This window comes from Microbacterium sp. Z6_144, assembly GCF_057197625.1.
In genome coordinates this window covers 897,102-923,396 of sequence record NZ_JBXVPT010000001.1, presented here as the reverse complement: position 1 = coordinate 923,396, position 26,295 = coordinate 897,102, and the positions used below count along the sequence as shown (strand labels likewise).

Below are 26,295 nucleotides of genomic sequence, written 5' to 3'. Positions count from 1 at the left end.
GGCCGTGAAGCGCGTGTGGCCGCTGACGGCCCGAGGCACCGGCGCCGTCGCCCTCGCGCTCGCCGCGTTCGTCGTCGCCCACGAAGCCGGGCTGGGAGAGCTCGTGTACTTCGGGGTGCTGCTGCTGGCCGTGGCGGCCGGAAGCATCGTCTCGTTGTTCGTCGCGCGCCGCACCGAGGCCGTCGCCCGCTCGCTCCTGCCGGACGTGGCAGCCGTCGGACGGGCGAGCGAGGTGCGCGTGCGCGTGGGGATGCGCTCCGCGCTGCCGACCGCACCCGGCACGTGGGAGGACACCCTGCCGCGCGGCCTCGCCGGCCGCGCCCGCGGAATCTTCCCGGCGATGGTCTCGGGCCTCCGGGGCGGTGACGGAGCGGTCGAGCTCCGGTACACCGTCGAGGGGCGCAGCCGCGGCATCCACTCGATCGGCCCCCTCATCATCACCGCCACCGACCCCTTCGGGCTCGTCCGCCGACGCTTCGTCCTCGGCGGCCGCACCCGCGTGACCGTCGCCCCCGCCATCGTCGATCTGTCGCCGCTGCCCACCGCCCCCGGCGAGGCCGGCGGGATGCTTCCCGCGGCCACCGCGCAGCTCGGGCAGGGAGCGGACAACCTCGTCGCGCGGCCCTATGCGTCGGGGGACTCGATGCGCCGCATCCACTGGCGCGCCACCGCCCACCGCGACACGCTCATGGTGCGCCAGGAGGAGCAGGAGGCCAGCCCCGAAGCCACCGTGGTGCTCGACCGAGGCGGCTCGCGCTGGGGAACCGGCGCGATGCGGGCGCCCGGCAACGACGGCGCCTTCGAGACGGGCGTCTCGCTGGCCATGTCGGCCGTGATGCAGCTCGTCCGCGAGGGATACACCGTGGCGTTGCTGGATTCCGACGGCACGGAGCTGTCCGACCCGCTCGCAGGGGGCGAGGTGTTCGACGTCGAAGCCCTGGCCGCACAGGTGGCCACCCTCACCGCCCGCCAGGGCGATGACCTCGCACACGTCCCCGCCCTGTTCGCCGGCATCCTCACGGGGCCCGTCGTGCTCATCACCGGCCGGCTCGACTCCGAAGACGCCGAGGCCCTCGCGCCGCTCGCGCACCACTCCTCACTGCCGGTCCTGCTCGCCATCGGAGCGGCTGCCGATTCCGTCGACCGGGTGCGGGGCTTCGGATGGTCCGCCTCCTCCGTCGCGCCCGGCGGAGACCTCTCGCGCGCCTGGGAAAGCGCCCTCGGCCAGGGGGCCGCCCATGTCCGCTGAGCACCGCGGCGAGCGCACCGACTCCCGCGCCGTGCCGACCGGTCGGCGACGGACCGACGTCCTGCTGGCCGCCGGCGTCCTCGTCGCTCTGGCGGGAGCATCGATGCCGCTTCTCCGCGTGATCGAAAGCGGCCCGTGGGTGCTCGGCGCGGCGGTCCTGGCCGCCGCCGTCGTGGCCGCCGGTCTCGTTGCCCGCTGGTTCCGCCTTCACGGCGTTGCCGTCGCGGCGCTGGAGGCGGCGGTCTGGGTGCTGATTCTCACGGCGATGTTCGGTCGCTCCACGGCCCTGGTGTGGGTCATCCCCACGCCCGACACCGTCGCGATGGTGCCCGCCCTGGTCTCGGCCGGCGTCGACGAGATCGTCTCAGGCGCGGCACCCCTGGAGGCGGGGGCACCGCTCGCGTTCATCCTGATCGGCGCCGTGGGACTCCTCGCTCTCGCGATCGACCATGTCGTCCTCACCGCGCGGATGCCGCTCCTGGCGGCGGTCGGGCTGGTCGCGATCTCGCTGGTTCCCTCGGTCGCGGTGCCCGGCGACATCAACCTCACGGGCTTCGTCATCCTCTCCGCCAGCATCCTGTTCCTGCTGCGCGTGGACACCCGCGCCCGGCAGAGCCACCCGACCGAGCAGGCGCGCCCGGGCCGGGGGGTGCCGGCTCCCGGCCGCCGGAGCGGCGCCACTGCCACCGCGAGCGCCATCGGGGCGATCGCGGTGGTCGTCGCCCTCGTGGCCGGCCCCCTGCTTCCCTCCCCCGTGGCGCGCGCCGGCTCCGGCGGCTTCGGCGCGGGACCGACCATCGACCCCACGCTGCAGCTCGGCGATGATCTCCGCCAGCCTCGCGAGACGGAGGTGCTGTCGGTGCGCTCGACCGCTCCGAGCCCCCCGTACCTGCGCGCCGTGACCCTCTCCGAGTTCGACGGCTCGGTCTGGGAGCCGGATGCGGGGCGTCCTCTGCCGGTGGTGGAGGAGGGGGCGCTTCCCGAAGTGGAGATCGACTCCGGCATCGACGTGTCCGAGTACCGCACCACGGTGGAGATCCGGGAACTGAACTCCCCGTGGCTGCCTGTGCCGTACCCGGCCATGTCGCTGTCCGGTCTCGAGGGCGAGTGGGGTGCGCTGTCCGAGAACCGCACCGTGGTCACCCGTACCGGATCGGCCCAGGGTCAGGTGTACGAGGTCACGACCGCGCTGCCGCGCCCCACGCTCGAGCAGATCCGCTCTCGCGAGGCCGGAGGAGCCGCGCCGGAGGAGACGTTCGCGCTTCCCGACGGGATGCCGGAGGTGATCGCGGCGACCGCGCAGGAGGTCGCCGGCGGCGCGCAGAACGACTACGACGCCCTGCAGAGCCTGCAGTCCTGGTTCCGCGGGCCGCAGTTCGCCTACTCCCTCGAGGCGCCGGTGGAGGACGGGTTCGACGGCTCCGGATCCGACGCCGTCGCGGACTTCCTCGAGGTGCGCGAGGGCTACTGCGTCCACTTCGCGTCGGCTTTCGCGCTGATGGCGCGCACGCTCGGGATGCCCGCCCGCATCGTCGTCGGGTACCTCCCCGGCTCGAACACGAGCGAGTCCAGTCAGGGACAGACGGTCTACACCGTCTCCAGCAGCCAGCTGCACGCCTGGCCGGAGGTGCACTTCGAGGGGATCGGCTGGGTGCCGTTCGACCCGACCAACAGCCTCGGAGTGGCGACCAGTTTCAGCTCCGCCGTCACACCGGGCACCGGCACGCCCGCCGACCAGGCACCTCAGGAGGCCCAGCAGCCCGCGCCCGAGCCGTCGGCGCCGGCGACGACGGGGCCCCTCCCGCAAGACGACCTCACAGCCGGCGCGGGCGGCAGCGGGACGACAAGCGGAAGCAACCCGTGGCCGGGGATCGGCGCCGCGCTGCTCGTCCTCGCCGTGCTCGCCGTGCCGGGGCTCCTGCGTGACATCCGCCGGCGCCGGTCGGTTGCCGCAGCCGCGGGTGGGGATGCCGGCGGCGCCTGGCTGGCCGTCCAGGAACTCGCGATCGACCTGGGCATCGCGGTGCCCGGGGCGGAGTCGCCGCGCGCGTTCGGCTCGCGCCTCGTCGACGTGCACGGCGCCCCCGCCGCCGCGGTCGGCGTCCTCGTGACCGCGATCGAGCGCGCCAGCTACGCCGACGCCGGGTCGTCACGCGCCCGATCCGGCTCAGGCTCACGCTCCGACAAAGACCTCGCCGCCGCCCTGGAGTCCGTCCGCGTGGGGATGCGCAGCGGCGTGGTGCCCGGGCGGCGCATCCTGGCCAGCGTCCTCCCCCGCTCCCTCGTCATCCGCCCCGGTTCCGCCTACGCCCATCCGCCCGAGCCCGCGACGGCCGGCTGACCCACGGTTCGGGCGCACTGACGGTTGCGGGTAGGATGGTCGGCGGTCCTCCGGGGCCGAGGAGGATTCGCCTAGTGGCCTATGGCGCACGCTTGGAAAGCGTGTTGAGTGAAAGCTCTCAGGGGTTCGAATCCCCTATCCTCCGCCGATCGAGAAGCGCTGCGCCCGAGGGCGCGGCGCTTCTCTCATTCATCGGAAGGACGAGAGCTCCGGCCCCCACGAGTGATGGCTCTCAGATGTACTGCTCGTTCGCCGCGCGGGCGATCGAGCGCGAGCGGATGTCGTCCCAGTTCAAGACGACCACGCCGTGGGAGCCGGTGCGGTCGGCGGAGCGCTCGTGGAGTCTGTCCCGGAGCAGGCGCCCGTTGTCGCACCCGGAGACGTCGAGGAGCGTGACCTCGACCTCGCGCCCGGCGGCCCTCTCCACCTCCGAGTGCACGTGGGTCGCGATCGCCGACGCCACACGATCGAAGTGATGCACGATGCGCTGGTCCATGGCCGTTGCGATCACCACATGACGCAGCGCATCGCCTTCCCCGGCCCTCGCGGCGGCCAGCCGGCCGGCCGCGCGCAGGCGGACCTTCGCCGCCCCGCGTGAGGGGACGCCACGAAGATCGACTCCCATGACGAGGGTGCGCGCACCGGCCGGCACGTCGCCCTCGGCGACGACCGTCACGGCGTCATCTGTCGAGCATTCCCGGAGAGTGTCCAGCACGTCTCCCATGAGAACCATCCGCTGAAGCATGTCCACGGCTTTCTGTTCTTGAGGCGAGAGCCTACTCACGTGTCCCGGCGTGGCTCCCCGGCGCGCCTCCAGTCGATGACATTCATCGCGCGTTCACCTGTCTCCGTCAGTATTGACTCGGACGCCTGACGCCCTCGACGAACGGACTACCGCCATGACCCGCCCGACCGTGCTCTTCGTCTGCGTCCACAATGCGGGCCGTTCGCAGATGGCCGCGGGTTACCTGCAGTCCCTCGCCGGCGACCGGATCGACGTCCGCTCAGCCGGGTCTGAGCCGAAGGATGCCATCAACCCCGTCGCGGTGGCCGCAATGAGCGAGGAAGGCATCGACATCGCCGGCAACACCCCGACGGTTCTCACCGTGGATGCCGTACGCGAGTCCGACGTCGTCATCACGATGGGATGCGGCGACGCGTGCCCCATCTTCCCCGGTAAGCGGTACGAGGACTGGGTGCTGGAGGACCCAGCCGGACAGGACCTCGAGGCCGTCCGCCGCATCCGCGACGACATCCGCGGTCGCGTGGAGAACCTGATCGGCGAAATCGTCTCGTGAGTGGCGCCCGCGGGCCGGCCGGGCGAGGCTCTGCCGCCCGGTAGAGTGCCTGTGCGCCGCGCTCCGGCGCCGACCACAGGAGAACGTTGACCGCCGTCGTCCCCGCCCAGGATCCCGCCACCCGCTACCGCATCGAACCCACCGTATGGCAGGCGCTGCGCAGCCCGCGCCTCCTCACCCGGGAGGTGCTGGCCGGTCTCGTCGTCGCCATCGCGCTCATCCCCGAGGCGATCGCGTTCTCGATCATCGCCGGGGTCGATCCCCGATTCGGGCTGTTCTCCTCGTTCGTGATGGCCGTCGCCATCGCCTTCCTCGGCGGCCGCCCCGCGATGATCACCGCCGCAACCGGCGCCGTCGCGCTGGTCATCGCTCCCGTGGCGCGCGAGTACGGCATCGACTACTTCCTCGCCACCGTGCTTCTGGGCGGCCTCATCCAGATCGTCCTGGCGACGCTCGGGGTCGCGCGGCTCATGCGATTCATCCCCCGCAGCGTCATGGTGGGGTTCGTCAACGCGCTGGCGATCCTCGTCTTCGCCTCGCAGGTGCCGCACCTCATCGGCGTGCCGTGGCTGGTGTATCCGCTCCTCGCCATCGGGCTGCTCATCATGTACCTGATGCCCCGCGTGACCAAGGTGGTCCCGGCGCCGCTGGTGGCGATCGTGCTCCTCACCGCCGCCGCGGTCGTCCTCGGCCTGACGGTGCCCACCGTCGGCGACCAGGGGGAACTCCCCCAGAGCCTGCCCGAGCTGTTCGTCCCGACCGTGCCGCTGACGTGGGAGACCCTCGGGATCATCGGGCCCTTCGCGGCAGCGATGGCGATCGTCGGTCTCCTCGAGTCGCTGATGACGGCGAAGCTCGTCGACGACATCACCGACACGCACTCGCGAAAGACGCGCGAAGCGCTCGGGCAGGGCACCGCCAACATCCTGTCGGGACTGTTCGGCGGCATGGGGGGATGCGCGATGATCGGCCAGACGATGATCAACGTGAAGGCGTCAGGCGCGCGCACCCGCATCTCCACGTTCCTCGCCGGGGTCTTCCTGCTCGTGCTGGTGCTGGTCTTCGGCGATGTCGTGGCCGTCATCCCCATGGCGGCCCTGGTCGCCGTGATGATCGTGGTCTCCGTCGCGACCTTCGACTGGCACAGCATCCGCCCCAGCACCCTGCGCCGCATGCCCAAGAGCGAGACTCTCGTGATGGTCGTGACGGTGGCGACCACCGTCTGGACCCACAATCTCGCCCTCGGAGTCGGCGCCGGCGTGGTGGCCGCGATGCTGCTGTTCGCGCGGCGAGTGGCGCACTTCACGACCGTCACCCGCGTCGTCGCCGCCGACCCCGTCCCCACCGCGCGCTACACCGTGGACGGCGAGCTGTTCTTCGCCTCCAGCAACGACCTGACGACGCAGTTCGACTACACCCGCGACCCCGACCGGGTGATCATCGACCTGTCGCGTTCGCACGTGTGGGACGCGTCCACGGTCGCGGCGCTGGATGCCATCCAGGCGAAGTACGAGCGCCTCGGGAAGACGGCCACGTTCGAGGGGATGAACGACGCGTCCACCCGATTCCACGGCAGGCTCACCGCGGGGGCCTGAGCCCGACCAGGTCGGCTACTGCTCCTCGAACGGCGGCAGGTGCGGGATCGGGTTCGGGCGCGTGGACCGCGGGACGCCGGCGCCCCGATCCAGCGGGCCCGTCCGCGGGGCGGAGAACGGCTGGGCAGCCCCCTCCCGGAATCGGCGGCCGGTGATGGCTGACGGGGCGATCCGGATGTAGAACGGCTTGGCCGCCGGGCTCGCCGAGGTCAGCCGACCGACTCCGCTGCGACGGATCTCCTCGTCGACGGTCACCTGCGCGGCGTTCCCGCGCACGAGCACGCTCCAGTGCGTGTCGTCGATGTTCCCGTCCACCTCGAAGGCGACCCGCGGTCGTACCCGGAGATGGCGCAGCTTGCTGTCATTGGCCGTGCGGATGTAGAGGAAGCCTTCGCTGCTGGTGAAGTTGACGGGGAAGACCTCGGGCTCCCCTGCGGAATCGAGCAGGGCGAGGCGACCCAGACGGGTGTGTTCGAGAAGGACCCAGCACTCGGCCGTCGTGAGCGTGCCTACGGGATCGTCGCGGTTCGCCCCGCGGGAGTTGTCCGCCATGGGCGCCTCCTTCATCGCTCGTACCGGCTGCGCGCACCTCTCACGGGGCAATCTACGTGTCTCCTCCTCGTCGCGCTACCGCATCCGCTCCGCGAGCGGCCGCATCACACCGGCGTGGATGCGGCGAAGGGCGCCGATCGCCGCCCGGCGCGAAAGACGGCGACCAGCGTCACCATGGCGACCAGCTCGACGAGGGTCTGCGTCACCACGACCAGCGGAGCAATCGACAGCGCCGGTGGAAGAGCCAGCGCCAGCGGGAGCACCACGAGCGAGTTCCGCGTCACACCGCTGAAGGTGACGGCGATGCGCGCCGGTCTCTCCAGTCCGGCCGCCCGAGCGAACAGCGCCCCGACGGGGGCGAGCACGACGACGAAGGCGACGAAGACGGGGATGACCGCAACCAGCGAGGGGAAAGCGGCACCCACGCGTGCCAGCTGGGAGGCGATCACCACCACGAACGTGAGCATCATCAGGGGCACCATCGCTCCCATCGCCCCCTCGACGACGGGCCGGGCGCGCGCGAAGCGGCGTGCCAGGGACTGCGAGACCACCGCGAGCACCAGCGGAACCAGGATGAGCCCGACGAACGACTCCACGAGGGGTCGCACGTCGATCGCCGCCGCCACCTCCGCTCCGGCCATCACCCGCAGCGAGAGGGGCAACAGCGCGATCTGGGCCACCATGAGCAGCGGCGTGGCCGCGACGAGCTGCTCGCGGTCACCGCCGGCCAGGCCGGAGAAGACGATGACGTAATCGACGCAGGGGGTCAGGAGCACGAGCAGCACGCCCACCAGCAGCGCCTGGTCGGAGGCGACGAACCGGCTCAACCCGAAGACGACCACCGGCACCACGACGAAGTTGAGCACCAGGACGACGGCGAGGAACCGCAGGTCGGCGAGCGCGTGGGCCACCCGCCCGAACGGCACGGCGAGGAAGGTGACGTACAGGAGGGCCGCCAGTACCGGAGCGATCGCGTATTCGAGCGCAGCGGCCAGCGCGGGGAGCCCCCAGCCGAGCACGGCGCCCACGGCGATCGCCAGCAGGTAAAGCGCGACCTGGCGCGCCTGCATCCTCTCGATCACGTGCCGCATGCGCCCATCTTCAGTCACGCGCCACGCGGCCCGCGAATCGGGACGACCGCGCGGGCGGTGCGAGACTTCCGTCATGTCGACCGCACGCCCGTGCGCGCGTTCAGGCGCCGTTCACCCGTCGCTGGTGGGGTTCTGACGTGCGGCATCCCGTGGCAGAGGTGTTCGGCGCTTTCCTGAAGCTCGGCGTGACGTCCTTCGGTGGTCCGATCGCGCACCTCGGGTACTTCCGCGACGAGTTCGTCACCCGCCGGCGGTGGCTCAGCGAGGAGCAGTACGCCGATGTGGTGGCCCTCGGCCAGTTCCTTCCCGGACCGGCGTCGAGCCAGGTCGGGTTCGCTGTCGGGATGCTGCGCGCCGGCGCCGTCGGCGCGCTCGCGGCCTTCGTAGCGTTCACGCTTCCTTCCGCGGTGCTCATGGGAGCGGTGGCCGCCGGTGCCGACCTCTACGAGGGGCCCGTCGCCGAGGGAGCCGTCGATGGGCTGAAGATCGTCGCCGTCGCGATCGTCGCGCACGCGGTGTGGTCGATGGCGCGGACGCTGACACCCGACCGGCAGCGCGCGACGATCGCCCTCGGTGCGGCGGTGCTCGCGCTGCTGTGGGGCGGATCGGTGGGTCAGATCCTCGCCATCGCGCTGGGCGCGGGGGCCGGACTGCTGTTCTGCCGGACCGTGGCACCGGCATCCGAGGAGCCGGGGCTGCGATTCCCGGTGTCGCGAACGGTCGGCGTGGTCTGTCTCAGCGTGCTCGCCGTGCTGCTGGTCGGCCTGCCGGTGCTGGGCCTGGTCACTCGTGCGGGAGGCATCGAGCTGTTCGACGCGTTCTTCCGGGTGGGCGCGCTGGTCTTCGGGGGCGGGCACGTGGTCCTGCCCCTCCTCGAATCCGCCGTGGTGCAGACCGGGCACGTGAGTGCCGACGAGTTCCTCACGGGGTATGGGGCAGCCCAGGCCGTCCCGGGGCCGCTGTTCAGCGTCGCCGCCTACCTCGGCGCCCTCGCCGAGGTAGGCCCCGGCGGCGTCCTCGGTGCGGTGAGCGCCACGGCGGCGATCTTCCTTCCGGGGTTCCTTCTGCTCACCGGTGTGATGCCGTTCTGGAACGGGCTCCGCCGGCGGTGGTGGGCGCCACCCCTTCTTCGCGGCGCGAACGCGGCGGTCGTCGGCATCCTCGCCGCCGCCCTGTACACGCCCGTCTTCACAACGGCGATCGGCGGCGTGGCCGACCTTGCGCTGGCTCTGGTGTGCTTCGTGCTGCTTGCGGCATGGCGGTGTCCGCCGTGGGCGGTCGTCGTCGTGGGCGCGGTCGGCGGTGTGATCCTCGCCCTCCTCCCCGGGTGATGCCGCCGGCGGCGCGCGCGCGGGCGGCGCTCACGCGAGCCCCGCCGCCTGCGCGCGTGACACCGCCTCCCGCGCTCCGGCGTCGAAGGGCTCGCCGTGACCGGGAAGGACGATCCGCGCCCCGGTGGCCCCCAGCGCGTTCAGGGCCGCCAACGCGGCGCTGCCGTCGGCGGTCGCCGCGCGGGCCACCACGCGCGGTCCGGTCTCGCCGGTATACGGGTCGTACGTCACCAGCGCATCCCCGGAGAAGAGGATCCCCCGGTCGGGGAGGAAGAACGCACAGTGGCCGTAGGTGTGCCCCGGTGACCACACCGGGACGATGCCTCCGAGCGCGGACGCTCCCTCGCCGGGATGCACGTCGCCGTGAGCGTCCACGCCGTGCACGCCCAGAGCCCCGGCGGCCACCATCCGCGCCAGGATCGGCACCGCCCCCGGGTGGCGCACCGGGTAGGGGAAACGCGGCCGTTCGTGGTCGTAACGGTAGGGATGTCTGGCCAGAGAAACGTCCTTCTCGTGGATGTGCAGGGGCACGTGATGGTCGTGCAGCAGCCGGTCGCACATGCCGACGTGGTCGAAATGCCCGTGCGTGAGATACACCGCGGCGAGGTCGTCGGGCCGGTATCCCAGCGACTGAAGTGCCTCCCGCAGAAGTGGCCACGTCCGCGGCAGCCCCGCGTCGATGAGCACCGGACCGTCGGATGTGACAACCAGGTAGCAGTTCACCGCTGCGCGGCTGATGCGGATCACCCCGTCCGCGACGGGGAAGACACCGTCTGGGTTGCGAGCCATGCCCGACACTGTGCGCGTCTGGGGGCCCAGGACCCACGGGGTTGCCTCAGCGGGGGCGCCCTGGTAGCCGTCGATGCGCGAGCCGACACCGCTGTCAACCCTCTCAACGTCGCGGCCCGTCGGACCTACCGTTCCGGGGAGCCCGGGAGGACCCATGCGCACTGCAGGCCGCGTCGTTGTGATCGTCGGCGCTTCGCGAGGAATCGGGCGCGCTGCGGCCCTTTCCTTCGCCCGCCGCCGGTGCCGTCTGATCCTCGTCGCCCGCGACGAGGAGGGCCTCGCGGAGACCGCTGCCCAGTGCCGCGGAGTCGGAGCAGAAGTCCTGGTGGTGGTCGGCGACGGGACCGAGCCCTCCGTCCTGGAAGGTGTCGTGCGTCGCACCGCCGCGCGGTTCGGGCGCATCGACGTGTGGGTGGGCATGTCGGGGGTGCTCGCCTACGGGAGTGTCGAGCAGACGCCGACCGAGGTGTTCCGGCGCATCCTCGACACCAACGTCGTGGCCCAGGTCGACGGCGTCCGGCACGTGCTGCCGGTCTTCCGCGCCCAGGGTTCGGGGCGCATCGTGCTCGTCGGCTCGCTGTATTCGCGCATCGCGGCGCCGTACATGTCGGCGTACGTCGCCAGTAAATTCGCGCTCCTGGGGTTCGCCCGCTCCCTACGGCAGGAATTGATCGGCGCGAAGGACATCGACGTGCGGATCGTCCTTCCCGCCACGATCGACACGCCCATCTACCAGCGCGCCACGAACGTCACCGGCCGCGCGCCGCATCCGCTTCCACCGGTGTCATCGCCCTACCGGGTAGGCCGCGCCGTGGAGCGCGCGTCCCGGGGGCGGGGCCGGCACGCGGTCCACGTCGGCCTCGTGCAGTCGTCCATGATCCTGCTGTCCGCCGGGCTGCCGGGAGTATATGACCGCGTCATCCGCACCCTCATGGACGGCCTCGGTCTGCGCCGGCGGCCGACCCCCGACACGCTGGGCGCGCTGGAGTCGCCGCAGGCGGGCCCGAGAACCGTCACGGGTGGCTGGCGTTCGCCGGCACTGCGCGTGGTCGTGGCCCTGGCGACGGCCGCCGGCGCCGCGTCCCTCGCGGGACGACGGCGCCGGCGCTGAGTCACGTTTCGACGTAGCCTTCGCGCTGGGTGCTCTCATCGGCGACCCGCACGCCCCAGCGATAGGCGAGCTTCCCGCCGAGCCACCCCGACACGCCCAGCGCGCCGAGCGCGACGACGCTGATCGCGACCGCCCATCCGGAGATCTCATCCCCCACCGCGAAGCGGATGACCAGGCCGACGGCGAACAGGACGATCCCCGCCGTGTTGAGCAGCGCGTGGATGACACCGGTGCGGTGCGCCGGTGTTCCCCGCGGAATGCGCGACAGGTCCAGCAGTCCCAGCACTGCGGCGACCACGGCACCGATCAGTCCGATCAGGACGAGCACACGCGCCCCGATGGCGAAGGGCTCCGGGTCATCGGCGACCATCCCGATGATGTCGAAGACGAGGCTGGCCGACCACGCGCCGATCGGAATCGTGATGGCGACCGGGTGGAAGGGATGCCCGTAGGGGCCCGCGAGCGGGGTGGCGGGAACCTTCGCACTCCGCATCCCGGGGTAGGCCGTGTCCCGAGCCGCGTTCATGCCTTGTGCAGCGCGTCCTGGGCGCGCCCGGCAAGCTTCCCCATCGCATGGGGCGGCTCGGTCGTGCCGGAGAATCGAGCGCCCGGGTGCGTGGGCGGTGGCACGGGGACCGCACCCTGGTGCCGATGAAGGAACATGATTCTCCTTGCTGCGCCGACGAGGGGATGGCCGGTCGACCGGAGTGGGCGCCTACCGACCACCAAACGTCGGATCGCCGCGTTCCTCACGGGGCTTGCCGTGGCGTGTCCGCGGGTGGACAATCCCCGCACCCGGGTCGGCAGGCCGTGTCGGGGCCCGACATGGTTGTCAAGGGCGTGCATCCCGGCGGCTCGGGCGACAGGGTGGAGTGTCGCGTTGCCCGGGAGATCAGGAGAATCTGTGTCCGTGGTTGATTTCGCCCTGCCCGCGGTAGGCGTGCCCTTCTCGGCCCGAGGTCCGCTGAGCGACGCGGTTGTGCGTCGGCTCACGGGCGTGACCGACAGCGAAGAGCATCTCGAGCGGGCGATGCAGGCCGTGGCAGACGCGGACGACATCGCGCGGGACGATGACATCCAGGTGGCGCTGTTCGCGCTGTACGCCTCCGCCTACGGATCGATCGACGGATTCTCCCCCGACCTCGAGTGGGACCCCGGCCTCGTGCGGACGAGAAGGGTTCTCGAGGAGGCTTTCGAGGCACAACTGCGCGCGGAAGTGGAGGTCCCGGTCGCCCCGGAGCCGACGGCGGATGCGGTGGCCCGCCTGCTCTTCGAGATGACCTCGGCCGACAGCGGCCCGAGCCTCTCGCGGTACCTGTTCAAGAAGGCCACGCGCGAGCAGGCGCAGGAGTTCTTCATCCAGCGTTCCATCTACACCCTCCGCGAGGCCGACCCGCACTCGTGGGCGATTCCGCGTCTGCGCGGACGGGCGAAGGCCGCCCTGGTGGAGATCCAGGCCGACGAGTACGGCGGCGGCCGGCCCGACCGCGTGCACGCGACGATGTTCGCCGCATCCATGCGCGGCGCCGGCCTGGACGACACCTACGGGGCCTACATCGATTCCGTGCCCGCGGTGACCCTCGCCTCGCACAACGTGATGTCGATGTTCGGCCTGAACCGGCGTCTCCTCGGAGCGGTCGTCGGACACCTCGCGGCCTTCGAGATGACCTCCTCCATTCCGAACAAGAAGTACGCCGACGGCCTGCGACGGCTGGGGTACAGCGCGGAGGTCACCGACTATTTCGACGAGCACGTCGAAGCCGATGCGGTGCACGAGCAGATCGCCGGTCGCGACATGGCGGGCGCGCTCGCCGAAGACCGCCCCGACCTGCTCCCCGACATCCTGTTCGGCGCCGCCGCGTCCCTCGTGGCGGACGGATGGGTGGGAGCGCACATGATGGACGCCTGGGCGCGCTCGGAGACGTCTCTGCGGACTGCGGCATGAAGGACGAGGGACCCGTGACCATCACGGCCTACCCCGACGGCCCTCTGCTGCTGCGCGGAGACGCCGATCTGCGCACCGCCGACGGGGAGCCGATTCCCCGCACGCGCCGCACGGTGGCACTGTGCCGTTGCGGGCTGTCGATGATCAAACCGTTCTGCGACGGAACCCACAAGGCCGCAGGGTTCCGCACGGACGAGTGAGCCCGGTCCGCGTATGGCCGCGGAATACGTGCTCCCGCTGAAGTGGAGCGATGACGCCGGCCTGGCGGAGCTGACCACGTACCTCCGCGAGCTCAGCCGGTCGATCGAGGTCACGGTGGTCGACGGGTCGGCCCCCGAGAGGTTCTGCGCGCACGCCGCCGCCTGGGCCGGAATCGTCCGTCACGTGCCGGTGGATGATCACAGCGGTGCGAACGGAAAGGTGTGCGGAGTGCTCACCGGCGTGCGCCTGGCCCGGCACGAGCGCATCGTGCTCGCCGACGACGACGTCCGGTACGACCCGGCCGCGCTCTCGGCGGTGGTGGCGGCGCTGGCGAACGCCGACCTGGTGAAGCCGCAGAACCATTTCCGCCCCCTGCCCTGGCACGCGCGATGGGACACGGCGCGCTCGCTCCTCAACCGGGCCCTGGGGGCCGACTACCCCGGTACGTACGGGCTCCGACGATCGGCCCTGAGGGCGACGGGCGGGTACGACGCCGACGTGCTGTTCGAGAACCTGGAGATGGAGCGCACCATCCGCGCCGCAGGCGGGCGCGTGGTGGTTCGCGACGATGTCTTCGTCCTCCGCCGGCCACCGTCGACCCGCCACTTCCTTTTCCAGCGGGTTCGGCAGGCGTACGACAGCCTCGCCCAGCCGGGCCGTCTCGCCGCAGAACTGGCGATCCTCCCCCTGGTCCTCCTCGCCCGACACCGACCGCTGCGGATCACCGCCGTCGCCACGGCGCTCGTCCTCCTCGCCGAAGCCGGCCGGCGACGGCACGGCGGGCGGAGGGTCTTCCCGCCCACGAGCGCGTTGTGGGTCCCGCTGTGGATGCTCGAGCGCGGTGTCACGGCCTGGCTGGCGGTGCTCCAGCGCGCGCGAGGCGGAGTGAACTACGCCGGCCGGCGACTCCCCCGCGCCGCGACCCCGTCGCGCCTGCTCCGCGAACGCCACCGCGGCGCCATCGCGGGCCGCGCCGGGCTCACGGCTGAAGGACGACCTTGATGCAGCCGTCCTCCTTGCGCTGAAAGGTCCGGTACAGCTCGGGCGCCTCCTCGAGCGGTGCCCGGTGGGTAACCAGCCGCTCGGTGCCCAGGGGATCGGCCGCATCCTCGACGAGTGGAAGCAGGTCATCGATCCACCGCTTGACGTTGCACTGCCCCATCCGGAGGGTCAGCTGCTTGTCGAACATCGTCTTCATCGGAAGGATGTCGGCGTCGCCGGCATACACGCCACTGATCGACACCGTGCCGCCGCGGCGCACCATGTCGATCGAGGCGTGGAGGGCGGCGAGCCGGTCGACTCCCGCCCGCTCCATCAGGGGACGGGCGAGTGCGTCCGGGAGGACCCCGATCGCCTGGTGCGCGAGCTGCGCGGCGGGGCTCCCGTGCGCCTCCAGGCCCACCGCGTCGATCACGGCGTCGGCGCCGCGCCCCTCGGTGGCATCGCGGATCCGTTCGACGGCGTCGGCCTCATCCCAGGCCTCCACACCGAACCGTGCCGCCATCTCGCGTCGCTCCGGCACGGAGTCGATCGCGATGACCCTGTGCCCGCGGTGCACGCCGATGCGGGAGGCGAACTGCCCGACGGGTCCGAGCCCCAGCACCACGAGCGTGCCGTTGTCGGGCAGGTTCGCATACTCCACCCCCTGCCACGCGGTGGGGAGGATGTCGCTGAGGAAGAGGTACCGGTCATCGGGCAGCTCTTTGCCCACGAGGACGGTGTTGTATTCGGCCAGGGGTACCCGCAGCATCCCCGCCTGTCCCCCCGGGACCTGGCCGTAGAGCTTGGTGTAGCCGAACAGCGCCGCGCCCGACCCGTACTCGGTCACCTGCGTGGTCTCGCACTGGGACTGCAGTCCGTTGCGGCACATGAAGCAGTGCCCGCACGCGATGTTGAAGGGGACGACGACACGATCGCCGGGCGCGAGCGTGGTGACGTCGGCGCCCACCTCTTCGACGATGCCCATCGCCTCGTGCCCGAGGATGTCTCCCGCATCGAGGAACGGCCCGAACACTTCGTACAGGTGCAGGTCGGACCCGCAGATCGCCGTCGACGTGATGCGCACGATCGCGTCCGTGGGGTGCTGGATGCGCGGGTCGGGCACCTCCTTGACTGCGACGTTGCGCTTTCCCTGCCAGGTCAGTGCCCTCATGCCGTTGCGCTCCTTCGCCTCACGGAGGCGCGACCGCGCATCCGTACTCCCGAGGATGTCGGCCGGCGGAGGCGGGATGGAGGGGATTGACAGTGCAGACCGGCCCGGGCTACCGCGGTATCGCGGGGCCGGCGGCTGTCAAGCCCATCCCACGGGACCGGCCGGTGCGATGCGATGGAGTTCCCGACGAAAGGAACCGGCATGTCCGACCCCGCCGCCCCGCAGAATCCCGAGCCCGACCTCCGCACGGATTCCGGTTATCCGAACCGCGACCGCGCCGACCTCGCCGACCAGGCTCCGGCCCGCGCGGACGACGTCGCCATCGCCGAACACCTCGCGGTGGACGATGACGACGAGGTCGACCACGACGACCCGACAGCGGCGCAGTGACCGCACCCGCCGGCCACCGGCTCATGCATTCACGGGAATGCATCCGGCGGCCGGCGGGTTCCCCCTGTTATGCAGCGATTCGGCACCCTTTCCTTCGGGCACTACGGCCCCCTCGGCGGTGGCCGCGAGCTCACCGCGGGCGACACGCTCCTCCAGGCGGTCGACCTCGCGCAGGGCATGGACGACCTCGGCGTCAACGGCACGTACTTCCGCGTGCACCACTTCGCCCGTCAGCACTCCTCGCCGATGCCCCTTCTCGCCGCGATCGCGGCGCGGACCCAGCGCATCGAGATCGGGACGGGCGTCATCGACATGCGCTACGAGAACCCGCTGTATCTCGCCGAAGAGGCTGCGGCCGTCGACCTCCTCAGTCGCGGACGACTCGCCCTCGGCGTGAGCCGTGGGTCACCCGAGACGGTGGTGCGCGGCTACGAGGCGTTCGGCTACACGGGGTCGGCCGATCCGCGCGGCGCCGACATCGCCCGGGATCACTTCGACCTGTTCCTGCGCGCCATCGACGGGGAAGGACTCGCCGAGCCCGACCCGGCCAGCCCGTTCGGCGTGGGCAGCGGGATGCAGCGCATCGAGCCGCATTCGCCGGGCCTGCGCTCGCGCGTGTGGTGGGGTGCAGGAACCATCGCCACCGCGGAGTGGGCGGGTCGCATCGGGGTGAACCTGATGTCCTCAACGCTCATCAGCGAGGACCGCGGCGTGCCGTTCGACGAGCTGCAGGCGCAGCAGATCGACGCCTTCCGCGCCGCCTGGCGCGAGGCCGGGCATGCCGGTGAGCCGCGCGTGTCGGTCAGCCGGAGCATCTTCCCGATCACGAGCGAACGGGACGCGATGCTCCTGCGCGGTGGTCAGGACTCCGACCAGGTGGGCATCATCGACGGGATGCGCTCGACATTCGGCCGCACGTACGCGGCCGAACCGGACGTGCTCATCGACCAGCTCCTGGACGACGCCGCCATCCGCAGCGCGGACACCCTGGTCCTCACGATCCCGAGCCAGCTCGGGGTGGACTGGAATCTGCGGATCGTCGAGTCGTTCGCCCGGTACGTGGCGCCCTCGCTCGGCTGGCAGTCGACGCTCGCTCCTACCGCCTGATGGAATCGGAGCCGCCACCCGCGCGTGGCCGGCTGTGAACCGGCCGACGGGATTCCTCCCCGCAGGACGTGGCCGAGGGGTCCGTCGCTTCGGTGCGTTCGCACCTTTCAGTGCACAGCGAACGAGCTTCGCGAGTTCTCCACAGGTTTGCCGAGTGGCGGCCGGGGCGTCTGGAATGTCGGTGGCCCGGAGTAGTTTCTGAGGTATGGAAAATAGCTCCCAACCTGGGGAAACCCGGCCGGATGATGCCACGCGGATGCGTGCGGGTCTCGCCGGGATCGTGGAGCAGAAGGCGATGCTCGCGAAGGTGCAGGCCGAGCTGATCCGCCACCACGCGGTCGTCGCTGAGGTCGCGATCGAGCAGATCGGGCGGATGAGCTCCCACGCCTCCCGGAAGCGCGAGATGCCGATGCGGTCGACCGCGGCGGAGGTCGCGTTCGCCACTCATGTGCACGACCTCACCGCGCAGAAGGAGCTCAACGACGCTTACGTCCTCGTCACCCGGTTCGCCGCGACAGTGGACGCGCTGGAGGCGGCGCGGATCTCGAAACGGCACGCGGACGTGATCCTCGAAACCGGGACGACGATCGACGACGATGGCGTGCGCGGGGCGTGGGAGGAGACCGTTCTCGGCTTCGCCGCCCGGGAGACCCCCGGCCGTACCCGGGCGTACGCGCGGGAGCTGGCCGAGGTGGTCAACCCGGTCGGGATGACCGAACGCCACGCCCGCGCCAACGAGGCCCGCGGCGTGAGCGTTCTCGATCTGGATGACGGGATGGCCCTGCTGCAGGTGCTGCTCCCCGCGACCCTCGCCTATGGAGCCCGCGACCGCATCACCCAGCAGGCCCGCGAGATCCGCGATGCCGCGAATGCGGAGCGCGAGCGCAGGGCAGCCGAGCAGGCGCCAGAGGCGGACGCATCCGCGGACGAAGTGGATGAGGCGGAGATCGATGACACGCGCACGCTCCGCCAGATCTCCGCCGACCTCGTCGCCGACATGCTCCTCACCGGAGCACCCGCCATCGATCCGGTCGCCGACCGAAGCCCGGGCGGGCTCGGCGCGATCCGCGCGCACGTGCAGATCATCGTGCCCGCCATCACCCTGGCCGGCACCACCGACACCGGGGCGAGCCTGCACGGTCGGGTCCCCATCGACCCCGCCACCGCCCGGCGCCTCGCGGGTGACGCCCCCGGTTGGGACCGGGTGCTGTGCGATCCGATCACCGGCACCGTCCTCGAAGTCGACCGGTACACCCCCGCACTCGAACAGAAACGCTTCCTCCAAGCCCGCGACCAGCACTGCCGCGGGTTCGGATGCCGCACCCCCGCCCACCGCTGCCAGCTCGACCACAATCATGAGCATCACGACGGCGGCGCTACCGCGATCGGCAACCTCAGCCACTTCTGCGTCCGACATCACACGCTGAAATCCGAGACCGAGTGGACCGTCCGGCAGCTGCCACACGGCGCCCTCGAATTCACGAGCCCGCTCGGCAACACCTATACCGACCAGCCGCCACCGCGCGTGGTGTTCGTACCCGAGGGCGACCCACCACCGTTCTGACCCGTCGGACCGACCGTTCGCCCCCGTTACTTTCCTTAGCCATTCAGCGAGGATGCTGGGCGGTGGCAGCCTGCCGGGCTCGACATCCGCAACGACGACCAGGTCGGTGTGTTCGCCGGACTCGAGGTCGGCAGAGGCGAACATCACGCGGTCGCTCTCGACCGGACCGGCAACAAGCCCTACAACCGACCGCGGGCGATGCCGTATGCGCTCGCCGATCTGACGTGCTATCGCAATGCTCCGTGACGGCGCTCTCTACCAGCGGTCACACGGAATCACAGGCGGCGAACTGGCGGCCTGATCGCGCGCTCAAGCTCGGCCGGACCCGGAACCCGAAGTTCGAGGCGTTCCGATCGGGAACATCGGGATAGCCAAGCCCGCGAACGCAATCAGGGGCCAGAAGCTGCTCGACACGATCGCGAGCACAATCCCCAGCACCGCGAGGCTGACCGCGATGCTCCACACCACGACCCGCACCCACCTGGGCACACCCGCCACCCGATGGTTCGGCATGTCACGATCCTACGAACGAACCCCCGCTGGACTACGAATCCCCAGACCGCTCACAGCAGCAGCCGCACGCCTCGAGATCGCTCAACCTCTTGACGAACGACATGGACCCCAGGCACCGGGTTCAGGGGACGAAGTCGTCCGGGTCGACGTCGTCGAGGAATCGACGGAATTCGTCGAGCTTCTCCTCTTCGTCGACCTCGTCCGCGGGCTCGGCCAGCGACTCCGGCACGCCCGCCTCGGCGAAGACGGCGTCGGCGACCCAGATCGGTGCATCCAGGCGGGACGCCAGCGCGATCGCGTCCGATGGCCGGGCATCGATCACGCGCAGGCCATGCGGCGTGAAGAGGGTGACCTCGGCGTAGAACGTCCCGCCGTCCACGCGCGTCACCTCGACGCGCTCGACCGTGCCCTCCAAGGCCTCGACCAGGCGCACCATCAGGTCATGCGCGAGCGGACGCGGCGGTACCACCCCTTCCACGGCGACCAGGATCGAGGTCGCCTCCTGCGCTCCGATCCACACCGGCAGCACCGACCCGGCGGCCTCGGAGGGTCCGACGGGCTTCAGGAGGATCACATGCTGCTGGGCGGAGTCCAGCGCGACTCCGGCCACGCGTACCCGAACCATGCTGCCCCCCGTGCGGTGAGATGTCCTTCAGCCTACGTCCGGCCCCCGCATCCGTCATCCGGGGTTGCGCCCGCTCGCGACGCGGTGCACGAGTGGAGTGGCGGCCGCTCAGCGCGAGGAGCTGTCGGAGTTGGCACCGCCGGCTTCGAGCACGTCGCCCGCCGGGAGCTCCTGGTGCCCGCCGAACTGGAGCCGCATCGCCGAGAGCACCTTATTGGCGAAGCGATCCTCCCCCCGTGAGGCGAACCGCTCGAACAACGAGGCCGCCAGCACGGGCGCGGGCACACCGACGTCCACCGCCGCCTTCACCGTCCACCGTCCCTCTCCCGAGTCCGATACACGACCGGCCAGCCCCTCGAGCCTCGGGTTGTCCTCGAGCGCGGCGGCGGTGAGATCGAGCAGCCACGAAGAGATCACCGAGCCCCGTCGCCACAGCTCGGCGACTTTCGGGGTGTCGATGTCGAACTGGTAGAACTCCGGCTCCTCCAGAGGTGCGACTTCGGCGGAGTGCGTGGACTCGCGCAGGCCGGCGTCGGCGTTGTGCAGGATGTTGAGCCCCTCGGCGATCGAGGCCATGACGCCGTACTCGATGCCGTTGTGCACCATCTTCACGAAGTGTCCGGCACCCGAGGGGCCGCAGTGCAGGTAGCCGCTCTCCTCCGGGGCATAGTCCCCGTCACGACCGGGCGTGCGCGGAATCTCGCCGGGCCCGGGGGAGATCGTCCGCAGCACCGGCTCGATGTAGGTGAACGCCTCATCCGGTCCGCCCACCATGAGGCAGTAGCCGCGGTCGAGTCCGAACACGCCGCCGCTCGTGCCGACATCGACGTAGTGGATGCCGCGCTCGCGCAGAGCGGCCGCCCGCCGGACGTCGTCGCGGTAGTTCGAGTTGCCGCCGTCGATGATGATGTCGCCCGGCTCGAGCACCGCCGCGACCTCTTCGACCACACCGCCGGTCAGGCCCGCGGGGATCATCAGCCACACCGCGCGGGGTGCCGTCATCCGGGCGGCGAGGTCGGCGAAATCGCGCGCGCCGATGGCTCCCTCGCCCTCCAGGGTCGCCACCGATGCGGGGTTGACGTCGTAGACGATGCACTCGTGCCCGTCGCGCATGAGGCGCCGCGCGATGTTGGCGCCCATTCTCCCCAGTCCCACCATGGCCAGTTGCATCTCGTGGCTCCTCCCAGCGGCGTCCGGAGCCGGACGGGCTCCACCGCGAGTCTAGGGACTCCGGTAGCCCCCGGGGCCGGGCGTGCGTGGGCGTCGGCCGCCGCGGGCTCAGCTCACGAGGGCGGCCACTCCGGCGATGGCCGAAGCGAGAGCCAGGACGAGGGCGACGGCGATGAGCACGACATGCACGATCAGGAACCGCGTGGGTTTCCCCGCCGCGTCCCGTGCGCGCGGATCCTTCGCCACCCGGCCGTAGAAACGCGGCCAGACGACCACGTTGAAGACAGCGTTGACGAGCAGCAGGATCGCGAGCGAGGTCTCCACCCTCCCGAGCCTAGGCGCGCACCCGCTTACAGCCGGACCACCTCGGTGCCGCGGACGACGGCTGTACCCGCCTCCTCGGATGCAGCCAGGTCGACGACCGCCCGGATCCGCCAGTCGTGATCGCCGGCGGGGTCATCGAGGGTCTGTTCGACGCGCCAGATCCCGGATGCCGCGTCGGTCTCGTCGATCGCGACCAGGGCGGCCGAGCGGGCCGGACCACCGGTGAGAAGCTCGTCGTGCTCGGCATAGTAGGCATCCAGCGCGGCCGACCAGTCCACGTCGGGATCGAGGAGGGCCAGCTCGTCGTCGCGCTGCAGCGCCGCCAGCTGCACGCGGCGGAACATCTCGTTGCGCACCAGCACCCCGAAGGCACGACGGTTCGTCAGCACCGACGGCGGCGCCGGCGGGACCACCGGCGCATCCTGTTCGGCGGGCGGGGCGATGAGCGCCGCCCACTCGTCCACGAGACTCGAATCCACCTGACGCACCAGCTCGCCCAGCCACTCGATCAGGTCGAGAAGGTCGGGGGTCTGCGCCTCCACCGGCACCGTCTGGCGTATCGCGCGGTACGCGTCGCTGAGGTAGCGCAGGACGAGGCCCTCGCTGCGAGCGAGGGAGTACAGCGACACGAACTCGCCGAACGACAGGGCACGCTCGAACATGTCGCGCACCACCGACTTCGGCGAGAGGGCGAAGTCGCGCACCCACGGCTGGCTCGAGGCGAAGACCTCGAAGGACTGGGCCAGCAGCTCGGCCAGCGGCCGCGGGTAGGTGATCTCCTCCAGCGCCTCCATGCGCTGGTCGTAGTCGAGGCCGTCGCGCTTCATCGCGGCGACCGCCTCCCCGCGCGCCAGATGCTCCTGCTGCGACAGGATCTGCCGAGGATCGTCGAGGGTGGCCTCGATCACGCTCACGACGTCCAGGGCGTAGTGCCCGGTCCCGGCGGCGCCCGTGCGGTCTTCGGGATCGAGCAGCTCGATGGCGGCGAGCGCGAACGGCGACAGCGGCTGGTTGAGCGCGAAATTGGCTTGCAACTCCACCGTGAGCCGCACCTCGCCCCCGACGACCTCGACCACGTCGGCAGCGCGCAGGGTCCGGAACAGCGCCAGGGCACGACGGGCGAGCTCCCGCTGGCGGGCGCGGGGCTCGTGGTTGTCGAAGACGAGTGCTCGGACGTTGCCGAACACGTCCCCGCCGCGGGCGATGACGTTGATCAGCATCGCCGCGGTCATCTGCAGGTGCGGCACGAGTGGTTCGGGCTCGGCGGAGACGAGGCGCTCGAACGTGCCCTCGCTCCAGTTCACGAATCCCTGCGGCGGCTTCTTGCGAACGACCTTCCGCAGTTTCTTCGGGTCGTCCCCGGCTTTGGCCACCGCGGTCGCGTTCTCGATCTCGTGCTCGGGGGCGAGGACGACGACCGTGCCCGCCGTGTCGAACCCGGCGCGGCCCGCCCGCCCGGCGATCTGATGGAACTCCCGCGCCGAGAGATGCCTCATGCGCTGTCCGTCGTACTTCGACAGCGCGGTGAGCAGCACCGTGCGGATGGGGACGTTGATCCCGACGCCCAGGGTGTCGGTGCCGCAGATCACCCGCAGGAGGCCCCGCTGGGCCAGTGTCTCGACCAGCCGACGGTAGCGGGGCAGCATCCCGGCATGGTGCACTCCGATGCCGGAGCGCACCAGGCGCGAGAGGGTGCGCCCGAATCCGGTGGTGAAGCGGAACCCGCCGATCGCCTCGGCGATCTCGTCCCGCTGCTCGCGGGAGATGATGCGGATGCTGGAAAGGGCCTGTGCCTGCTCCATCGCCGCGGCCTGCGAGAAGTGCACGATGTAAATGGGCGCCTGGCGGGTGTCGAGGAGCTCCTGCACCGTCTCGTGCACGGGAGTGCGAGCGTAGGAGAAGTGCAGAGGCACGGGCCGCTCCACGCCGGTGACCCGGGCGGTGGGGCGACCGGTGCGGCGAGCGAGGTCATCGGCGATCGCGGTGACGTCGCCGAGCGTCGCCGACATCAGCAGGAACTGCGCGCGCGGCAGCAGCAGCAGCGGCACCTGCCACGCTCCGCCTCGCTCGGGGTCGCCGTAGTAGTGGAACTCGTCCATCACCACCTGGTCGACGGCCGCGTCGGGCCCCTGGCGGAGGGCGAGGTTGGCGAGGATCTCGGCGGTGCAGCAGATGATCGGTGCATCCGCGTTGACGGAGGAGTCGCCGGTGACCATGCCGACCTTGTCGGCTCCGAAGATGTCGACGAGCGCGAAGAACTTCTCGCTCACGAGTGCCTTGATCGGGGCGGTGTAGTAGGTGCGTCCCCCGCGGGCCAGGCACGCGGCGTGCGCGGCCACGGCGACCAGTGACTTGCCCGTCCCCGTCGGCGTGGACAGGATCACGTTGGCGCCGGAGACGAGCTCGATCACCGCTTCGTCCTGCGCGGGGTAGAGCGTCAGCCCGCGCTCGGTGGCCCACGACACGAAGCCGCCGTAGACGGTGTCGTCATCGGCGCCGACCGGGACGAGATCGAGCAGGGTGGGGGGCACACTCCACCCTCTCACTCCCCGGCGTCGGTGAAGACCCCCACCCGCTCACCGTCGAACACGAACTGCAGGGCGCTACCGGCGGGGAAGCGCTCCCGGATGCTCTCCGGGAGCGTCGAATCGACCCTGAGCACCGCGATGGCGGGGAACGCTCCCGCGCCGCACCCGGTGTAGAGCAGGGAGGGGGACGAGGTTCCGTCGTCGTCCGGCGCGACGCTGGTCACCACGATGCATTCGTCACTGGTGTCGGGCTGCCACCGGCCGCCCGAGGTGGTCATCACGGTCAGGCCGAAGAAGTCCTCGTACCCCGCGCCGCCGTCTTCGGGGGGACCGAAGAAGTTCTCCGGCCACTGGAAGTTCGGATCCTCCGAGAGGGTCGCCACCTGCGCCCCGCCGCCGTCGCGCGAGACCACGGGGATGGCGGCCGAGACCGCACCCAGGGCCGCGGCCGCGACGACCGACGCCGGCCACAGGATCGCCGCCCACCGGGGCGCCCAGGCGGCGCGCGGCGTGGGCGCCGGGGCGGGTGGCGGGGGGCCATCGGCCTCGGCCGGCGGGGCGGGCTCGGCCGGCGGGGCAGCGTCGGGGACGTCGGCCGGCGACGCGGCCCTGCGCTCGGCGTCCTCGAGCGCGGCAAGACGGGCGAGCGCCTGCGGGTCGGCGTGGATGTCGGCCGACGGTCCGTACGCGCGAGCGCGCAGCATCCGCAGCTCGTCGCTCGTGTCCTCCATCGTTACAGCATCACACCGTGGATGACCGCGGGGGCGATGACGATGGACGCGAGCCCGGGCGCGGTCGATCCGCGGTCACCAGCCGTGCGTGTTGAACCACGCCCGACGCCGATCGGATTCCTCCTCGTCCGCGTCGCCGCGCCACGAGTCGTGCTCGGCGAGCGCGCCGCCATCCATGGGCACGAAGCCCCAGCACGCCGAGCAGAGGGCACGCCCGCCGGGATAGCCGTCCGGGAGAGCCGCGGCCGGCTGGGCCGGCTGCCCGCCGCCCGGGCATCGGGGGGCGTCGGCCTCGCGCTCGCTCCACAACCCCGTGCCGACGCGGTTGTGGAGGCCACGGTGGCCGGCCTCCCGGGTGCACATCTGGCCGGCGCGGCGGCTGAGGCACGAGCGTCGGGCTGCTCCGCTGCTGGTCGGTGGGGCCACGCCTCCATTGTGGTGCGACGGGCCGAGCGGTCGCGTCAGGGTTCGACGAGAAGGCGCAGGATGCGCGCGAGGTCGGCTTGATCCGTGCGCGTCAGTGCCCGCAGCTCCTCGGCCTCGCGCCGCACGAGCTCGGTCATGGCCGCATCCACCCGCGCGGCTCCCTCCGGCGTCAGGCGGACGAGGATGCTCCGCCGGTCGGACTCGTTCGGGCGCCGCTCGACCAGGCGCCGCGCGGTGAGCTTCTCCAGGCGATTCGTCATCGCGGCCGAGCCGATCATCGTCGCCTCGATCAGCTGCGCCGGGTTCATCTCGTGCGGCGCCTCCCCTCGCCGCAGCGCCGCCAGAACATCGAATTCCCACGCCGACAGGCCCGCATGCGCGAAGGCTCCCGCCCGGAGCCTCGTGAGCCGATGCGACGCGCGGCGAAGGCGCGACATGACATCCAGCGGCGTGAGATCGATCTCCGGCAGACGGCGCGACCACGCGTCGATGAGCAGATCGACCTCGTCGTCGCGGTCGGAGGAAGTCATGATCCGACCGTAACGCCTCCGGGCGCGCCGTGGCGGCAGCATCCCGCCACCGTGCAATATACCCTCCCGGGGTATCATGGGCGCATGCAGGGGTACGAGGGCAGCAAAGCGGATCTGCTCAAGCGGCTGCGGCGCGCGGAGGGCCAGGTGCGCGGCATCGCGCGGATGGTCGAGGACGACAAGTACTGCATCGACATCCTCACCCAGGTCTCCGCCGCGACCAAGGCGCTGGAGACCGTCGCCCTGTCGCTGCTGAGCGATCACCTCAGCCACTGCGTGGCCGAGGCCACGACCGAAGGCGGGCCCGTCGCCCAAGAGAAACTCCGCGAAGCGAACGAGGCCATCGCGCGTCTCGTCCGTTCGTGAACCGCATTGCCTGAGAAGGAGAAGATCATGACCGTTCAGCGTCTGGACCTCGGACTGACCGCCCCCGCCGCCGGGTGCGGCGGCGACTCCTGCATGTGCGGCGCGCCGGCCGAGGCGAGCGCGCCGACATCGACCCCCGTCGTCACCGAGCTGGCCGTGGACGGGATGACCTGCAGCCACTGCGTCCGCGCGGTCACCCAGGAGATCACCGCCCTCGAGGGTGTGACGGACGTCGACGTCGAGCTGGTGGCCGGTGGCACGTCGCGCGTGACGGTGCGCGGTACCGCACCCCTCTCCCCCGACGCACTGAGCGCAGCGATCGACGAGGCCGGCTACACCCTCGCGAGCTAGCCGGCACCGCCGGGA

Annotated in this window: 28 protein-coding genes and 1 tRNA gene; 15 read left to right on the top strand and 14 right to left on the bottom strand. The window is 71.2% G+C overall.

What is annotated here, in order from left to right; translation table 11 throughout:
• The first annotated feature begins 4 nt into the window (after window positions 1-4).
• The 3 genes from AC2DGY_RS04530 to AC2DGY_RS04520 all read left to right on the top strand — a co-directional run bounded on the left by AC2DGY_RS04530 (window position 5) and on the right by AC2DGY_RS04520 (window position 3,735).
• A complete protein-coding gene (locus AC2DGY_RS04530; RefSeq protein ID WP_484508511.1) occupies window positions 5-1,249 on the top strand; it encodes a DUF58 domain-containing protein in 1,245 nt (414 codons plus the stop codon).
• On the top strand, window positions 1,239-3,590 hold the full coding sequence (locus AC2DGY_RS04525; protein ID WP_484508510.1) for a transglutaminase TgpA family protein: 2,352 nt from the start codon (window positions 1,239-1,241) through the stop codon (window positions 3,588-3,590). Before AC2DGY_RS04530 ends, AC2DGY_RS04525 begins: the two co-directional genes overlap by 11 nt.
• Before the next feature lie 60 nt (window positions 3,591-3,650).
• Window positions 3,651-3,735 (top strand) — tRNA-Ser (locus AC2DGY_RS04520).
• 87 nt (window positions 3,736-3,822) lie between these two features.
• On the opposite strand, the gene AC2DGY_RS04515 is transcribed toward AC2DGY_RS04520, so the two are convergent.
• Window positions 3,823-4,341, bottom strand: coding sequence for a hypothetical protein (locus AC2DGY_RS04515; protein ID WP_484508509.1), 519 nt, complete (start codon window positions 4,339-4,341; stop codon window positions 3,823-3,825).
• A gap of 148 nt (window positions 4,342-4,489) precedes the next feature.
• Between AC2DGY_RS04515 and AC2DGY_RS04510 the strand changes: the two genes are divergently transcribed.
• Both AC2DGY_RS04510 and AC2DGY_RS04505 read left to right on the top strand, forming a co-directional pair.
• Window positions 4,490-4,888 (top strand): arsenate reductase ArsC, encoded by a 399-nt coding sequence (locus AC2DGY_RS04510; RefSeq protein ID WP_484508508.1) that lies wholly within the window; start codon window positions 4,490-4,492, stop codon window positions 4,886-4,888.
• A gap of 86 nt (window positions 4,889-4,974) precedes the next feature.
• Window positions 4,975-6,483, top strand: a complete 1,509-nt coding sequence (locus tag AC2DGY_RS04505; protein WP_484508507.1) for a SulP family inorganic anion transporter — start codon at window positions 4,975-4,977, stop codon at window positions 6,481-6,483.
• A 15-nt stretch (window positions 6,484-6,498) separates the two neighbouring features.
• On the opposite strand, the gene AC2DGY_RS04500 is transcribed toward AC2DGY_RS04505, so the two are convergent.
• Window positions 6,499-7,035 carry a pyridoxamine 5'-phosphate oxidase family protein gene (locus tag AC2DGY_RS04500; RefSeq protein ID WP_484508506.1) on the bottom strand — a complete coding sequence of 179 codons (537 nt, stop codon included), beginning with the start codon at window positions 7,033-7,035 and terminating at the stop codon, window positions 6,499-6,501.
• A 104-nt stretch (window positions 7,036-7,139) separates the two neighbouring features.
• Window positions 7,140-8,126, bottom strand: coding sequence for an arsenic resistance protein (locus AC2DGY_RS04495; RefSeq protein ID WP_484508505.1), 987 nt, complete (start codon window positions 8,124-8,126; stop codon window positions 7,140-7,142).
• Between the two features lie 137 nt (window positions 8,127-8,263).
• Here AC2DGY_RS04495 and chrA point away from each other — a divergent pair, with 137 nt between their 5' ends.
• Complete coding sequence (chrA, locus tag AC2DGY_RS04490) at window positions 8,264-9,457, top strand: chromate efflux transporter (protein WP_484508504.1); 1,194 nt, start codon at window positions 8,264-8,266, stop codon at window positions 9,455-9,457.
• A gap of 30 nt (window positions 9,458-9,487) precedes the next feature.
• Here chrA and AC2DGY_RS04485 read toward each other — a convergent pair whose 3' ends face one another.
• A complete protein-coding gene (locus AC2DGY_RS04485; protein WP_484508503.1) occupies window positions 9,488-10,246 on the bottom strand; it encodes an MBL fold metallo-hydrolase in 759 nt (252 codons plus the stop codon).
• A 154-nt stretch (window positions 10,247-10,400) separates the two neighbouring features.
• Between AC2DGY_RS04485 and AC2DGY_RS04480 the strand changes: the two genes are divergently transcribed.
• Window positions 10,401-11,357: an SDR family NAD(P)-dependent oxidoreductase gene (locus tag AC2DGY_RS04480; RefSeq protein ID WP_484508502.1), complete on the top strand. Its 957-nt coding sequence runs from the start codon at window positions 10,401-10,403 to the stop codon at window positions 11,355-11,357.
• A 1-nt stretch (window position 11,358) separates the two neighbouring features.
• Here the strand turns inward: AC2DGY_RS04480 and AC2DGY_RS04475 are convergent, their stop codons facing one another.
• Window positions 11,359-11,883 (bottom strand): DUF2231 domain-containing protein, encoded by a 525-nt coding sequence (locus tag AC2DGY_RS04475; protein ID WP_484508501.1) that lies wholly within the window; start codon window positions 11,881-11,883, stop codon window positions 11,359-11,361.
• A 471-nt stretch (window positions 11,884-12,354) separates the two neighbouring features.
• Between AC2DGY_RS04475 and AC2DGY_RS04470 the strand changes: the two genes are divergently transcribed.
• From AC2DGY_RS04470 to AC2DGY_RS04460, 3 genes are read left to right on the top strand one after another with little or no spacing between them, the layout of a single operon-like run.
• Window positions 12,355-13,302: an iron-containing redox enzyme family protein gene (locus AC2DGY_RS04470; RefSeq protein ID WP_484508500.1), complete on the top strand. Its 948-nt coding sequence runs from the start codon at window positions 12,355-12,357 to the stop codon at window positions 13,300-13,302.
• A gap of 14 nt (window positions 13,303-13,316) precedes the next feature.
• Window positions 13,317-13,502: a CDGSH iron-sulfur domain-containing protein gene (locus tag AC2DGY_RS04465; protein ID WP_484508499.1), complete on the top strand. Its 186-nt coding sequence runs from the start codon at window positions 13,317-13,319 to the stop codon at window positions 13,500-13,502.
• Between the two features lie 13 nt (window positions 13,503-13,515).
• Complete coding sequence (locus tag AC2DGY_RS04460; protein ID WP_484508498.1) at window positions 13,516-14,505, top strand: glycosyltransferase family 2 protein; 990 nt, start codon at window positions 13,516-13,518, stop codon at window positions 14,503-14,505.
• On the opposite strand, the gene AC2DGY_RS04455 is transcribed toward AC2DGY_RS04460, so the two are convergent.
• Window positions 14,483-15,655 carry a zinc-dependent alcohol dehydrogenase gene (locus AC2DGY_RS04455; protein WP_484508497.1) on the bottom strand — a complete coding sequence of 391 codons (1,173 nt, stop codon included), beginning with the start codon at window positions 15,653-15,655 and terminating at the stop codon, window positions 14,483-14,485. The genes AC2DGY_RS04460 and AC2DGY_RS04455 overlap by 23 nt on opposite strands.
• A gap of 201 nt (window positions 15,656-15,856) precedes the next feature.
• On the opposite strand from AC2DGY_RS04455, the gene AC2DGY_RS04450 reads away from it, so the two are divergent.
• The 3 genes from AC2DGY_RS04450 (at window position 15,857) to AC2DGY_RS04440 (ending at window position 18,716) form a co-directional block, all read left to right on the top strand.
• A complete protein-coding gene (locus AC2DGY_RS04450) occupies window positions 15,857-16,045 on the top strand; it encodes a hypothetical protein (RefSeq protein ID WP_484508496.1) in 189 nt (62 codons plus the stop codon).
• Window positions 16,046-16,114: 69 nt separating this feature from the next.
• On the top strand, window positions 16,115-17,152 hold the full coding sequence (locus tag AC2DGY_RS04445; protein WP_484508495.1) for an LLM class flavin-dependent oxidoreductase: 1,038 nt from the start codon (window positions 16,115-16,117) through the stop codon (window positions 17,150-17,152).
• A gap of 256 nt (window positions 17,153-17,408) precedes the next feature.
• Window positions 17,409-18,716, top strand: coding sequence for an HNH endonuclease signature motif containing protein (locus tag AC2DGY_RS04440; protein ID WP_484508494.1), 1,308 nt, complete (start codon window positions 17,409-17,411; stop codon window positions 18,714-18,716).
• 309 nt (window positions 18,717-19,025) lie between these two features.
• On the opposite strand, the gene AC2DGY_RS04435 is transcribed toward AC2DGY_RS04440, so the two are convergent.
• From AC2DGY_RS04435 to AC2DGY_RS04400, 8 genes are all read right to left on the bottom strand, one after another.
• Entirely contained in the window at window positions 19,026-19,229 is a 204-nt protein-coding gene (locus AC2DGY_RS04435) for a hypothetical protein (protein ID WP_484508493.1), read from the bottom strand.
• A 121-nt stretch (window positions 19,230-19,350) separates the two neighbouring features.
• Window positions 19,351-19,854 (bottom strand): bifunctional nuclease family protein, encoded by a 504-nt coding sequence (locus tag AC2DGY_RS04430; protein WP_484508492.1) that lies wholly within the window; start codon window positions 19,852-19,854, stop codon window positions 19,351-19,353.
• 108 nt (window positions 19,855-19,962) lie between these two features.
• Entirely contained in the window at window positions 19,963-21,024 is a 1,062-nt protein-coding gene (gene gnd / locus AC2DGY_RS04425) for a phosphogluconate dehydrogenase (NAD(+)-dependent, decarboxylating) (protein ID WP_484508491.1), read from the bottom strand.
• 108 nt (window positions 21,025-21,132) lie between these two features.
• Window positions 21,133-21,348 carry an SCO4848 family membrane protein gene (locus tag AC2DGY_RS04420; protein ID WP_484508490.1) on the bottom strand — a complete coding sequence of 72 codons (216 nt, stop codon included), beginning with the start codon at window positions 21,346-21,348 and terminating at the stop codon, window positions 21,133-21,135.
• Between the two features lie 26 nt (window positions 21,349-21,374).
• Complete coding sequence (locus AC2DGY_RS04415; RefSeq protein ID WP_484508489.1) at window positions 21,375-23,879, bottom strand: DEAD/DEAH box helicase; 2,505 nt, start codon at window positions 23,877-23,879, stop codon at window positions 21,375-21,377.
• An 11-nt stretch (window positions 23,880-23,890) separates the two neighbouring features.
• Complete coding sequence (locus AC2DGY_RS04410; protein WP_484508488.1) at window positions 23,891-24,607, bottom strand: hypothetical protein; 717 nt, start codon at window positions 24,605-24,607, stop codon at window positions 23,891-23,893.
• 75 nt (window positions 24,608-24,682) lie between these two features.
• Window positions 24,683-25,033 (bottom strand): hypothetical protein, encoded by a 351-nt coding sequence (locus AC2DGY_RS04405; RefSeq protein ID WP_484508487.1) that lies wholly within the window; start codon window positions 25,031-25,033, stop codon window positions 24,683-24,685.
• Between the two features lie 35 nt (window positions 25,034-25,068).
• The gene (locus tag AC2DGY_RS04400; RefSeq protein WP_484508486.1) at window positions 25,069-25,563 is read right to left on the bottom strand and encodes a MarR family winged helix-turn-helix transcriptional regulator; all 495 of its coding nucleotides are present in this window, start codon (window positions 25,561-25,563) and stop codon (window positions 25,069-25,071) included.
• An 84-nt stretch (window positions 25,564-25,647) separates the two neighbouring features.
• Between AC2DGY_RS04400 and AC2DGY_RS04395 the strand changes: the two genes are divergently transcribed.
• The gene (locus tag AC2DGY_RS04395; RefSeq protein WP_484508485.1) at window positions 25,648-25,929 is read left to right on the top strand and encodes a metal-sensitive transcriptional regulator; all 282 of its coding nucleotides are present in this window, start codon (window positions 25,648-25,650) and stop codon (window positions 25,927-25,929) included.
• 27 nt (window positions 25,930-25,956) lie between these two features.
• On the top strand, window positions 25,957-26,280 hold the full coding sequence (locus AC2DGY_RS04390; RefSeq protein ID WP_484508484.1) for a heavy-metal-associated domain-containing protein: 324 nt from the start codon (window positions 25,957-25,959) through the stop codon (window positions 26,278-26,280).
• Window positions 26,281-26,295: the final 15 nt, after the last annotated feature.

What these genes read in the sequence shown, in the direction of transcription:
- AC2DGY_RS04510 (WP_484508508.1), top strand. Translation starts at nt 4,490, where the DNA reads ATGACCCGCCCGACCGTGCTCTTCGTCTGCGTCCACAATGCGGGCCGT.
- AC2DGY_RS04435 (WP_484508493.1), bottom strand. Translation starts at nt 19,229, where the DNA reads ATGCCGAACCATCGGGTGGCGGGTGTGCCCAGGTGGGTGCGGGTCGTG.
- AC2DGY_RS04445 (WP_484508495.1), top strand. Translation starts at nt 16,115, where the DNA reads ATGCAGCGATTCGGCACCCTTTCCTTCGGGCACTACGGCCCCCTCGGC.
- AC2DGY_RS04525 (WP_484508510.1), top strand. Translation starts at nt 1,239, where the DNA reads ATGTCCGCTGAGCACCGCGGCGAGCGCACCGACTCCCGCGCCGTGCCG.
- AC2DGY_RS04500 (WP_484508506.1), bottom strand. Translation starts at nt 7,035, where the DNA reads ATGGCGGACAACTCCCGCGGGGCGAACCGCGACGATCCCGTAGGCACG.
- AC2DGY_RS04475 (WP_484508501.1), bottom strand. Translation starts at nt 11,883, where the DNA reads ATGAACGCGGCTCGGGACACGGCCTACCCCGGGATGCGGAGTGCGAAG.
- AC2DGY_RS04495 (WP_484508505.1), bottom strand. Translation starts at nt 8,126, where the DNA reads ATGCGGCACGTGATCGAGAGGATGCAGGCGCGCCAGGTCGCGCTTTAC.
- AC2DGY_RS04395 (WP_484508485.1), top strand. Translation starts at nt 25,648, where the DNA reads ATGCAGGGGTACGAGGGCAGCAAAGCGGATCTGCTCAAGCGGCTGCGG.
- AC2DGY_RS04480 (WP_484508502.1), top strand. Translation starts at nt 10,401, where the DNA reads ATGCGCACTGCAGGCCGCGTCGTTGTGATCGTCGGCGCTTCGCGAGGA.
- AC2DGY_RS04410 (WP_484508488.1), bottom strand. Translation starts at nt 24,607, where the DNA reads ATGGAGGACACGAGCGACGAGCTGCGGATGCTGCGCGCTCGCGCGTAC.
- AC2DGY_RS04400 (WP_484508486.1), bottom strand. Translation starts at nt 25,563, where the DNA reads ATGACTTCCTCCGACCGCGACGACGAGGTCGATCTGCTCATCGACGCG.
- AC2DGY_RS04460 (WP_484508498.1), top strand. Translation starts at nt 13,516, where the DNA reads ATGGCCGCGGAATACGTGCTCCCGCTGAAGTGGAGCGATGACGCCGGC.
- AC2DGY_RS04455 (WP_484508497.1), bottom strand. Translation starts at nt 15,655, where the DNA reads ATGAGGGCACTGACCTGGCAGGGAAAGCGCAACGTCGCAGTCAAGGAG.
- AC2DGY_RS04450 (WP_484508496.1), top strand. Translation starts at nt 15,857, where the DNA reads ATGTCCGACCCCGCCGCCCCGCAGAATCCCGAGCCCGACCTCCGCACG.
- AC2DGY_RS04485 (WP_484508503.1), bottom strand. Translation starts at nt 10,246, where the DNA reads ATGGCTCGCAACCCAGACGGTGTCTTCCCCGTCGCGGACGGGGTGATC.
- gnd (WP_484508491.1), bottom strand. Translation starts at nt 21,024, where the DNA reads ATGCAACTGGCCATGGTGGGACTGGGGAGAATGGGCGCCAACATCGCG.
- AC2DGY_RS04440 (WP_484508494.1), top strand. Translation starts at nt 17,409, where the DNA reads ATGCGTGCGGGTCTCGCCGGGATCGTGGAGCAGAAGGCGATGCTCGCG.
- AC2DGY_RS04390 (WP_484508484.1), top strand. Translation starts at nt 25,957, where the DNA reads ATGACCGTTCAGCGTCTGGACCTCGGACTGACCGCCCCCGCCGCCGGG.
- AC2DGY_RS04430 (WP_484508492.1), bottom strand. Translation starts at nt 19,854, where the DNA reads ATGGTTCGGGTACGCGTGGCCGGAGTCGCGCTGGACTCCGCCCAGCAG.